General features: G+C 44.2%; 5 protein-coding genes and 1 pseudogene. All 6 read right to left on the bottom strand.

Going from position 1 to position 3,152, the window contains the following annotated elements:
* On the bottom strand, positions 1-745 hold a 745-nt coding region (rpsC, locus tag J2Y37_RS15745; protein ID WP_349033407.1), incomplete at its 3' end, for a 30S ribosomal protein S3.
* A gap of 1 nt (position 746) precedes the next feature.
* A complete protein-coding gene (gene rplV / locus J2Y37_RS15740; protein ID WP_004672999.1) occupies positions 747-1,076 on the bottom strand; it encodes a 50S ribosomal protein L22 in 330 nt (109 codons plus the stop codon).
* Positions 1,077-1,087: 11 nt separating this feature from the next.
* Complete coding sequence (gene rpsS, locus J2Y37_RS15735; protein WP_004673001.1) at positions 1,088-1,363, bottom strand: 30S ribosomal protein S19; 276 nt, start codon at positions 1,361-1,363, stop codon at positions 1,088-1,090.
* Positions 1,364-1,375: 12 nt separating this feature from the next.
* Positions 1,376-2,200: a 50S ribosomal protein L2 gene (gene rplB / locus J2Y37_RS15730; RefSeq protein ID WP_004673002.1), complete on the bottom strand. Its 825-nt coding sequence runs from the start codon at positions 2,198-2,200 to the stop codon at positions 1,376-1,378.
* Between the two features lie 11 nt (positions 2,201-2,211).
* A complete protein-coding gene (gene rplW / locus J2Y37_RS15725) occupies positions 2,212-2,532 on the bottom strand; it encodes a 50S ribosomal protein L23 (RefSeq protein WP_004673004.1) in 321 nt (106 codons plus the stop codon).
* Positions 2,529-3,146, bottom strand: a pseudogene (gene rplD / locus J2Y37_RS15720) (50S ribosomal protein L4). Before rplD ends, rplW begins: the two are co-directional and overlap by 4 nt.
* Positions 3,147-3,152: the final 6 nt, after the last annotated feature.

Raw genomic sequence — 3,152 nt, 5'->3', positions numbered from 1 at the left:
CCTTGTCAGCAGCACGGTCACCGCGACGACCACGACGCTCTTGACCTTCACCACGACCACGACCACGTTTAGCTGGACGATCTTCAGCAGGAGCAGGGTTCATGACTTGTTTCATGCCACCTAAGATCTCGCCACGGAAAATCCAAACTTTAACACCAATCGTACCGTAAGTTGTTTCAGCACGTACAGTTGCGTAGTCGATGTCTGCACGAAGTGTATGCAAAGGTACACGACCTTCACGATACCATTCAGTACGAGCAATCTCTGCACCACCTAAACGACCAGAAACTTCAACTTTGATACCTTTAGCGCCAGCACGCATTGTGTTTTGTACCGCACGCTTCATAGCACGACGGAACATCACACGCTTTTCTAATTGTGAAGCAATTGCTTCAGCAACTAAACGCGCGTCCAAGTCTGGGCGATCAATTTCATTGATGCTTACTTGAGCTGGAACACCCATAATAGTGGTGAGTTCGCGCTGTAATTTCTCGATATCTTCGCCTTTTTTACCGATTACGATACCTGGACGAGCAGTGCTAATAGTTACTTTAGCAGCGCCAGTAGGACGTTCGATAAGAATATTACTAATCATCGCATTCTTAAGTTTTTTATTTAAAAACTCACGAACTTGAAGATCTTTAAGTAAATATTCAGCGTATTGTTTCGGACTCGCATACCAGTTAGCGTTATGGCGTTTCACAACACCCAGGCGGATACCGATTGGATGAACCTTCTGACCCATATCAAACCCCTACCTTAACGGTGATGTGACAAGTACGCTTAGTAATACGATCTGCACGGCCTTTAGCACGTGGCATGATACGCTTAAGGCTTACACCTTCATCAACGTAAATCGTAGTTACTTTAAGGTCATCAACATCTAAGCTGTTATTGTGTTCAGCATTCGCGATCGCAGATTCAAGTGCTTTTTTAACAAGCACAGCCGCTTTCTTGTTGCTGAAATTTAGAATATCTAGCGCGCGCGCGATCGATTTACCACGGATCAAATCAGCAACTAAACGTGCTTTCTGTGCCGAGATAGCGGCACCGCGTAATTTTGCAGTTACTTCCATCATAGCACCTATTAACGTTTAGACTTCTTATCAACACCGTGACCACGATAGGTACGAGTTGGCGCGAATTCACCGAGTTTATGACCAACCATATGCTCAGAAATAATTACTGGAACATGGTTACGACCATTGTGAACAGAAATTGTTAAACCAACAAAGTCTGGTAGGATCATTGAACGACGTGACCAAGTTTTGATCGGCTTACGGTTGTTAGCAGCAATAGCAGCTTCAACTTTAGCGAACAAATGTGCGTCGACGAATGGACCTTTTTTTAATGAACGAGGCATTATTCAGATTCCTTACTTGACGCGACGGTCGCGAATAATCATCTTAGTCGTACGCTTATTGGTACGTGTCTTGTACCCTTTAGCTTTTTGACCCCATGGACTTACAGGCTGAATACCTTTACTACGTCCTTCACCACCACCGTGTGGATGGTCAACCGGGTTCATCGCCATACCACGAACGGTAGGACGAATACCACGCCAGCGTGAAGCACCAGCTTTACCCAATGAACGAAGGTTGCTTTCTTGGTTAGAAACTTCACCAATTACAGCACGACATTCAACATGGACTTTGCGCATTTCACCTGAACGTAAACGAACAATAGCGTAAGAACCATCACGACCCAACAACTGAACTGAAGTACCAGCAGAACGTGCTAATTGAGCACCTTTACCGATTTTAAGTTCAAGGTTGTGCAAGGTAGAACCGATTGGCATGTTACGAAGCGGCAAGCAGTTACCTGGACGAATTGGAGCATCGTTACCAGATTGAACTTTATCACCAGCACGTAGGCCTTTTGGCGCAATGATATAACGACGTTCACCATCAGCATATAGAACTAAAGCAATATGAGCTGTACGGTTAGGATCGTATTCAATACGCTCTACAGTCGCAGGAATACCATCTTTATTACGTTTAAAGTCAACAATACGATAGTTTTGTTTATGACCACCACCTACATGACGTGTAGTGATGTGACCATTATTATTACGACCACCAGTACGTTTTTTTGCTTCAACCAACGGCGCATAAGGTGCACCTTTGTGGAGATGGCTATGAACCACTTTCTCTACAAAGCGACGTCCTGGAGACGTTGGCTTACATTTTTGAATTGGCATAATTCTCGTCCTTATTCCGCTGCGTTTTCAGCGGTATCGCCCAAGTCAGCCATTTCAACATCTTGGCCAGCTTTCAGGGTGACGTATGCTTTTTTCACATCAGAACGACGTCCTAATGTTTTACCAAAGCGTTTTGTTTTACCTTTAGTGATTGTTGTGTTTACTTTAACAACCTCAACACCAAAGAGTTGCTCAACTGCTTTTTTGATTTCAAGTTTGTTGGCATTAAGCGCAACTTTGAACACTTGAACACCAGCAGTATCACCTAAAACTTGTGCTTTTTCTGAGAATACTGGTCCTTGAAGGACTTGATAGATACGTTCGTTGTTCATCCGAGTTCTACCTCAATTTTCTTAGCAGCAGCTACAGACATTACAACCTTATCAAATGCGATCAAGCTAACAGGATCAATCGCAGTTGCATCTACCACATCTACGTGTGGAAGGTTGCGCGCTGCAAGATACAAGTTCTCATCTACAGCATCTGTAATGATCAATGCACGAGTTGCATTCAAGTCGTTAAGTTTAGCAAGCAATTCTTTAGTTTTTGGAGCTGCAACAGCAAACTCTTCAACTAACACAAGGCGATCTTGGCGAACAAGTTCAGCTAAGATACATTGCATTGCGCCGCGATACATCTTACGGTTTACTTTTTGAGACCAATCTTCTGGGCGAGCAGCAAAAGTTTTACCACCACCTACCCAGATTGGGCTACGAATAGAACCCGCACGAGCGCGACCAGTACCTATTTGACGGAATGGTTTTTAAACACCGCCAGAAACATCTGCACGAGATTTGTGAGCACTAGTACCTTGACGACCACCAGCTAAATAAGCTGTAACAACTTGGTGTACAAGAGCTTCGTTAAATTCACGTCCGAAAGCAACTTCAGACAATTCAACAGCAGAGCCGGAAGCTGTTTTTAAATGCTCGGTAGTTCCGCTCAGGCCGGG

Source organism: Acinetobacter sp. 3657 (assembly GCF_031456775.1).
Taxonomy (GTDB): Bacteria; Pseudomonadota; Gammaproteobacteria; order Pseudomonadales; family Moraxellaceae; genus Acinetobacter.
Note: the sequence above shows the minus strand (reverse complement) of the source record. Positions and strands in the feature narration are given on the sequence as shown.